This window comes from Anaerolineae bacterium (assembly GCA_025062375.1).
Lineage (GTDB): Bacteria > Chloroflexota > Anaerolineae > SpSt-600 > SpSt-600 > SpSt-600.
The window spans coordinates 43,446-50,217 of record JANXAG010000012.1; the positions used below are offsets into that span (position 1 = coordinate 43,446).

The 6,772-nt window shown below is 51.9% G+C and carries 6 protein-coding genes; all 6 read left to right on the plus strand.

Features of this window, described 5'->3' with window-relative positions:
• The first annotated feature begins 5 nt into the window (after positions 1 to 5).
• Positions 6 to 1,364 (plus strand): acetyl-CoA decarbonylase/synthase complex subunit gamma, encoded by a 1,359-nt coding sequence (gene acsC, locus NZ653_05075; GenBank protein MCS7286489.1) that lies wholly within the window; start codon positions 6 to 8, stop codon positions 1,362 to 1,364.
• 3 nt (positions 1,365 to 1,367) lie between these two features.
• Positions 1,368 to 2,258: a hypothetical protein gene (locus tag NZ653_05080; GenBank protein MCS7286490.1), complete on the plus strand. Its 891-nt coding sequence runs from the start codon at positions 1,368 to 1,370 to the stop codon at positions 2,256 to 2,258.
• Between the two features lie 27 nt (positions 2,259 to 2,285).
• Positions 2,286 to 2,858: a phosphatase PAP2 family protein gene (locus tag NZ653_05085; protein ID MCS7286491.1), complete on the plus strand. Its 573-nt coding sequence runs from the start codon at positions 2,286 to 2,288 to the stop codon at positions 2,856 to 2,858.
• Between the two features lie 9 nt (positions 2,859 to 2,867).
• On the plus strand, positions 2,868 to 4,790 hold the full coding sequence (locus NZ653_05090; protein ID MCS7286492.1) for an ASKHA domain-containing protein: 1,923 nt from the start codon (positions 2,868 to 2,870) through the stop codon (positions 4,788 to 4,790).
• 15 nt (positions 4,791 to 4,805) lie between these two features.
• Positions 4,806 to 6,197 (plus strand): dihydropyrimidinase, encoded by a 1,392-nt coding sequence (gene hydA, locus NZ653_05095; GenBank protein MCS7286493.1) that lies wholly within the window; start codon positions 4,806 to 4,808, stop codon positions 6,195 to 6,197.
• The coding region (locus tag NZ653_05100) for a DUF2029 domain-containing protein (protein ID MCS7286494.1) at positions 6,197 to 6,772 on the plus strand (576 nt) is incomplete at its 3' end. The genes hydA and NZ653_05100, both read left to right, overlap by 1 nt.

The following is a 6,772-nucleotide window of genomic DNA, read 5'->3' on the forward strand; positions in this document are numbered from 1 at the left end:
GAAAGATGGCGCTGACGGGATTGCAGATATATAAACTTTTGCCTAAAACCAACTGCAAAGAGTGTGGTTTTCCCACCTGCCTTGCTTTCGCCATGAAATTAGCAGCCAAGCAAGCAGACCTTTCCCAGTGCCCTTACGTTTCCGAAGAGGCCAAGCAAGCTCTGGCTGAAGCTTCGGCACCTCCCATACGCCTGGTGACCATAGGTGTGGGCGATAAGAAGGTGGAAGTCGGCAATGAAATTGTCCTCTTCCGTCATGAGAAAACCTTTTACAATCCCCCGGGTATTTTTATCAAAGTTAAAGATACCTTACCTCTGGATGAAGCCAGAGAGTTTGCTCAGAAAGTGGTGAGCTATTCTGTGGAAAGGGTTGGAAGGGTTTTCTCCCCGGATGGCCTGGCCATTGAAAATGCTTCAGGGGAACCAGAAAAATTTGCCGCCTGCGTGGAAGCTGTTCGCTCTGTTGTCCCTGAACATCCCTTTGTGCTCATCTCGGAAAACCCTACGGCGATGAAAGCCGCTCTGGAAAAGGAAGGAAACAGGAATCCTTTGATTTATGCTGCTACCCCTAAGAACTGGCAGGAAATGGCTCAACTGGCCAAAGAAAAGGGCGTCCCTCTGGCCGTCCGGGCCGATGGGGACCTTTCTGCTCTTGCCTCCCTGGCAGAACAGATTCGGGAAACCGGTGTTGAAGACCTGTTCCTTGACCCCGGAAAGGAAGACCCAGCCGGAACCCTTACTGTCATGACTCAGATAAGACGCCTGGCTCTGAAGCATAATTTCCGCCCTCTCGGTTATCCGATGATCACAATGCCCGGAAGAAATGTTCAGTCTCTGGAAGAGGAAGCCCTCCTGGCTGCCCAGCATATCGCCAAATACGGCGGTGTAATAGTCCTTGAACACTTTGACCCCGCTGTTCTTTACCCCCTCTTCACCCTGCGCCTTAACATCTACACTGATCCTCAGAAGCCAATTCAGGTAAGCCCTGGCGTTTATGAAATCGGTAAACCTGGCCCTGAGTCTCCCCTCCTGGTTACTACCAATTTCTCCCTTACTTACTTCAGCGTCTCGGGTGAGACGGCTGCCAGCGGAATACCTTCTTGGCTTCTGGTGTGTGATACCGAAGGGATGAGTGTCCTCACTGCCTGGGCTGCTGGGAAATTCGATGCCGAAAAGATCGCCAAATCCGTTAAGCAATACACTGTTGAAGAAAAAATCAAGCATCGCAAGATCATAATTCCAGGGCATGTGGCCGTTATCTCAGGCGAGCTTGAAGATGAGCTTCCAGGTTGGGAAGTAATGGTGGGGCCAAGGGAAGCTGTTGACATCCCCAACTTTCTCAAAGCTTTCTGGAGTGCCAATTGAGGTATGCCTCCGATCCTGAATTTCGTAAGCCCGGCCCTTGCCCTTAAATACTTTGCCCTTTGCTTTTTATCTATAACCGGGGCTATCCAGATAGCGGCAGGGAGAAGGGGAATTGAAGGCCTATCCCTTCTCCCTTTTTCCTTTCGTTCGTGGCAAATTTTCCTGGGCTTTGCCCTTATCTGTGGCTCTTTCGCTCTTTTCTTCGCCATAACCCCCGAGGTTTTCCTCCCGGGGCTGGCGGGTTCAGAGTTAATGATCCTTTTTGGAGCAGGTGGGATTGCAGCCCTGGCTTTTTCCATGATCATTGCCGAATTGAGAGGAGGCAACCGCTTCCCTCCAGTTCTCCCTGACGCTGAAGAAAGCTTGCCTGGAGGAAAAGTAGCTTTCTTCGGGGGCAAGCCAGGAGAAGAGGTAGATTGTTGCCTGGTTCCTGATCCGTGGGAACCTTTTTCCATGGATTTGCTGGCTCGCCGACTTGCCAGCTCAGGCCACAAAGTTGCAGTATTGCACTGGCAGAAAGTGCCCGATGAAAAGTCAGCGCTGGATTTTCCAGTTTTGGCCCTGGAAAAACTTGGCACCAAAAGCCTTCTGGGCCATAGAGCCGGAGGAAACATCGTCCTGCGTATAGCTTCGGAAAATACGGAGGTTAAAGCAATAGCCCTTGCTCCCTTTACCAGCGTTGAAGAAGCCATGCCAGGGCTTGGGTGGCTTGAGGAAGGGGGTATATTTACCGCCTGGAAGCGCCTTCGTGGAAGGGAAAATCTAATAAAGGCACTTCTCCAGGCCGAAATGCCCTCTGGTGTTCTCACAATTGGCCCGGATGATGAAGTGAAACCATGGGGTATGGTCCTCAGCGAAAGGCTTGCAAACCTGGTGGACTCTTACCTTCACTGAGTTCAGAACGGACAGGGGTTAGCAGAGATGGACTACCTCCTCTTTAAAGCTATAAACGATCTGGCTGGCCGGTGGCCATGGCTTGATGGCTTTATGCGCCTTGTGGTAAACGAATACTTTGTCCCCACTTCCATGGCTCTTATCCTGGCGATCATGTGGTTCTGGGGGAAAAACGAAGGCGAACGGGCCCGCTACCACCGTATTGTAATCCTTACCGTCCTATCTCTCATTACCGCCAACTTGATTCTCAAAGGCATAAACCTCCTCTATTTCCGTCCGCGCCCCTTTGACACCCACCAGGTCAATCTCCTTTTTTACAAACCCTGGGATTCTTCCTTTCCCAGCAATCCCGCCACTACCGGTTTCTCTATAGCGGTGGCTGTTGCCCTCAATGACCCCGTATGGGGCATACCTTTTCTCATCCTTGCCGTTCTTCTTGGTTTCTCTCGCATCTTCTGCGGTGTCCATTACCCTTCCGATGTCCTGGCTGGGGCCTTGCTGGGGGCTGCTACTGCCTGGTTTTACTGGAAATTCTCTTATAGATTTGACAGATTTGTAGCTTTCATCCGTCGTTTCCTGAAAAGATTTTGCCTGGCCTGAGGAGTAGAGATGGTTAAAGTTCACGTTAAACCCCAGGATATAACCTTGGAGGTGGAAAGAGGCACCATCATTTCTGAAGCTCTGGAGACCGCAGGGGTGAAAATCCTTCTCCCCTGTGGAGGGCAGGGTAGATGTGGACGCTGTAAAGTTGTGGTAGAGAAAGGGGAAGTAAGGCGTCGTTCCGTCGCACGTCTTTCTCCAGCGGAGTTAAAGCAGGGCTACGCCCTGGCCTGCCAGACCCTTATAGAGAACGAAACTGTAGTCTTTGTCCCACCTCAGGAAGAACTCATCAAGCACCGATTGCCCACAGAAAAAGTCGCCGAGCGCATAGCCCTTCCTTTCCCTTGTGATACTGTCTCTAACCCTTACATAAAAGCCTTCTACCTGGAGATAACCCCTCCAAGCCTGGCCGACAACACCACCGATTTTGAAAGGCTTAGAAGGGAACTCGCCCTTCGGTATCACCTCCATGACCTCATAGTGGACCTTCCTGCCCTCAAGAAGCTCGCCCGAACTCTGAGGGAAGCCGATTGGAAGGTAACAGCTATAGTGGAAATGCACAACTGGGCGCGCAAAAGTCCGCCACGCCTCATAGACGTAAAGCCAGGAAACACCACCGGAAGGCTCTATGGCATAGCAGTGGACATCGGCACCACCTCGGTGGTGGTTTACCTGGTAGACCTGAACACAGCGCAGGTGGTGGATACAGCGGCCGAATACAATAAACAGATAGCCTGCGGAGAAGATGTCATCTCTCGCATAATCTACGCCCGGAAACCCGGGGGCCTTGAGCATCTGCAGCGCCTTGTGGTGCAGACCATAAATGAACTCATAGCCCAGGTTTGCCAGAGGCAGGGCATAAATCCCGATGAAATCTACATGATGACGGCTGCAGGCAATACCACTATGATCCACCTTTTCCTGGGGCTGTGGCCTGAGCCCATACGCCTTGAACCTTACATCCCCACCCTGAGGCATCCATTTCCGGTTAAAGCAGCCGAAATCGGGGTGGATATAAACCCTGAAGCTACTGTAGATTGCCTCCCTGGCGTTGGAAGCTACGTGGGAGCCGACATCACCGCCGGGGTTCTGAGCTCCGGGATCTTCTCCACCGATAAACTCACCCTCTTTTTGGATATAGGCACCAATGGAGAAATGGTCCTGGGCAACTTTGACTGGCTCATATCCTGCGCCTGCTCGGCAGGGCCTGCTTTCGAGGGGGCAGGGGTTGAGTCGGGCATGAGGGCAACGGCCGGAGCCATTGAAGAAGTATGGATAAACACCAGGAACTACGAAGCTACATGGCGGACAATCGGTGACCTGCCCCCTGAAGGATTGTGTGGCTCCGGAATAATCTCCCTCTTAGCTGAAATGTTCATCACCGGAGTCATGGATAAAAGCGGACGCATAAACCTTTCCCTCCCAACCAGAAGAGTCCGGGTGGGCCCTCACGGGCCTGAATACGTGGTAGCATGGAAGGAGGAAACCCGACACGGCGAGAAAGATATAGTAATCACCGAAGTAGACATCTCTAATCTCCTCAGAGCCAAGGCCGCCATTTACGCTGGACTGCGTACCTTGGCCAGAGCAGTGGGGGTCCAGATAGCTGATGTAGAGCAGGTGTTGATCGGCGGAGCTTTCGGAAAATACCTCAATGTGGAAAAAGCCATCCAGATAGGCATGTTCCCGGATATGCCCTGGGATCGCTTTAAATTCCTTGGGAACACCTCGGCTTTAGGGGCCTACATATGCCTTGTCTGCCCCGATATGCGGGAAAAGGTGGTGGAAATCGCTGAAAAAATGACATACCTTGAGCTTTCCGCTGATAACACCTTCACTGACGAGTTCACCTCGGCCCTCTTTTTCCCCCACACTGACCTTGAGGCTTTCCCTTCCGTAAAGAAACTGCTGAAAAGCTCGGGGATCCCTTAGAAAGGAAGAGGCTCTATGGATGCAGTAGTGAAAAACGGCGTTATAGTTACAGCCTCAGAAACTTTTGAAGCCGATATAGGAATAGAGGGCGGGAAGATCGCCGTCATAGGCAAGGGGCTTGAGGCTCCGTTAAAGATTGAAGCGCAGGGATGCTACGTTTTCCCGGGCTTCATTGATGTCCACGTTCACCTTCAGATGCCCGTGGGCGATATCGTTTCGGCTGATGATTTCTATACCGGCACTGTTGCTGCAGCTTGCGGAGGAAACACCACCATAATCGATTTTGCCGAGGCCCGTGGCTCCCAGTCCCTCCTTCACGCGGTGGAAGAGCGCCGTCGCCAGGCCGATGAACAAGTAGTGATAGACTACAGCCTGCACCTGACCGGCAATCGGGACGACGAAGAGTTTCTCCGGAATATAGCCGAACTGGCTGAGCAGGGCTATACCTCCCTTAAAATCTACACCACTTACCCCGGGCTTATGGTGGAGGACAGGCAAATCCTCAGGCTTCTGAAAGTGTGCAGGGACGCAGGCATTCTGCCCATTGTCCATGCCGAAAACCACCACATTATCGAGCAAATGAAAGCCCAGCTCCTTCAGGAAGGTAAAACCTCTCCTCGCTATCATCCGGTAAGCCGCCCCTGTATAGCTGAGGCGGAAGCAGCCCAGAGGGTAATGGCCCTTTCAGCTGTAATGGGAACACCTGTCTACTTTGTCCACCTGAGCTGTGTTGAGACCCTGGAAGCTGTCCGGGCCGTCAGGAGGCGAGGCCAGGAGGTTTATGTGGAGGTTACGCCTCACCATCTCCTCCTTTCGGATGAAGAATACCTGAAGCCGGACCTGGAAGGAGCGATGTTTGTCCTCTCCCCACCTTTGAGAAACAAAAGCCATCTTGAGATCCTCTGGGAAGCTCTGGGGATGGGCGAGATTCAGGTGGTGGCAACGGACCATTGTCCGTGGACTCGTGAGCAGAAAAAGCGAGGGCTGGATAATTTCACCCTGATACCCAATGGCGCCCCCGGGATAGAAACCCGAATCCCTCTCCTGTTCACTTTTGGAGTCAGGAGGGGGAAACTCTCCCTGAACCAGTTTGTGGATGTCTGCTCCACGACCCCGGCTAAACTTTTTGGCCTTTACCCTCAGAAAGGAGCAATTGTTCCGGGCGCCGATGCCGATATCGTGATTTTTGATCCGAGAAAAGAAGTGATCCTTTCCTGGCAGAATCTACACCAGAATGTAGACCATTGCCCATACGAAGGGTGGAGAGTAGAAGGCTACCCCAGGCTTGTCCTTTCCCGGGGGGAGGTTATAGTGGAGGATGGGAAATTCCTCGGAAGGAAAGGGCGGGGTCTTTTCCTCCCCCGCCGAAAATTTCAAAGCAGAAGCAGAGGGAAAGGAATTAACTGATGCGTATTCCTTTCCGCAATCTTGGAGCAAGAGAGCGTCTTAACCTCATTTTAGCGGCCATCGCCAGCTTTTACCTTGCCATTATAGCCTATTTCCTGTATGCTTCGGTTCCTCTTGCCCCGGTAGGCGCAGATTACATAATCTTCTGGAGCGCGGGTTATGTTGCGAATTTCATGGGTTACGACAGGATATACGACCTTGACCTTCTCACAAAAGTGCAGGTCGCCTTTGTTCCTGTGTTGAAAGACCTTGATTTTCCTCTCATTTTCTTTTACTTGCCGGCTTTCGTTTTGCCTTTTCAGGCTTTTGCTCTCCTGCCTCCGGTGCTGAGTTTTCTTCTGTGGTCCCTTCTTAACTTTTTAGCTCTGGTCCTTTACCTTGCATTTTTTGCCCGGAAAGCCTCGGCTTCAGAAAAAGGGCTGTTAGTCATGCTTCTTCTTTCTCTCCCGGTTTTCTACAATTTCTTCTGGGGGCAGGTTAACGTCTGGCTTGTCATCTGCGTTGGGGAGTTCATGCGGGCTTTATGGGAAGATAGGCCCTGGAAAGCTGGAGCTTGGCTTGCCGGGTTGCTTTTA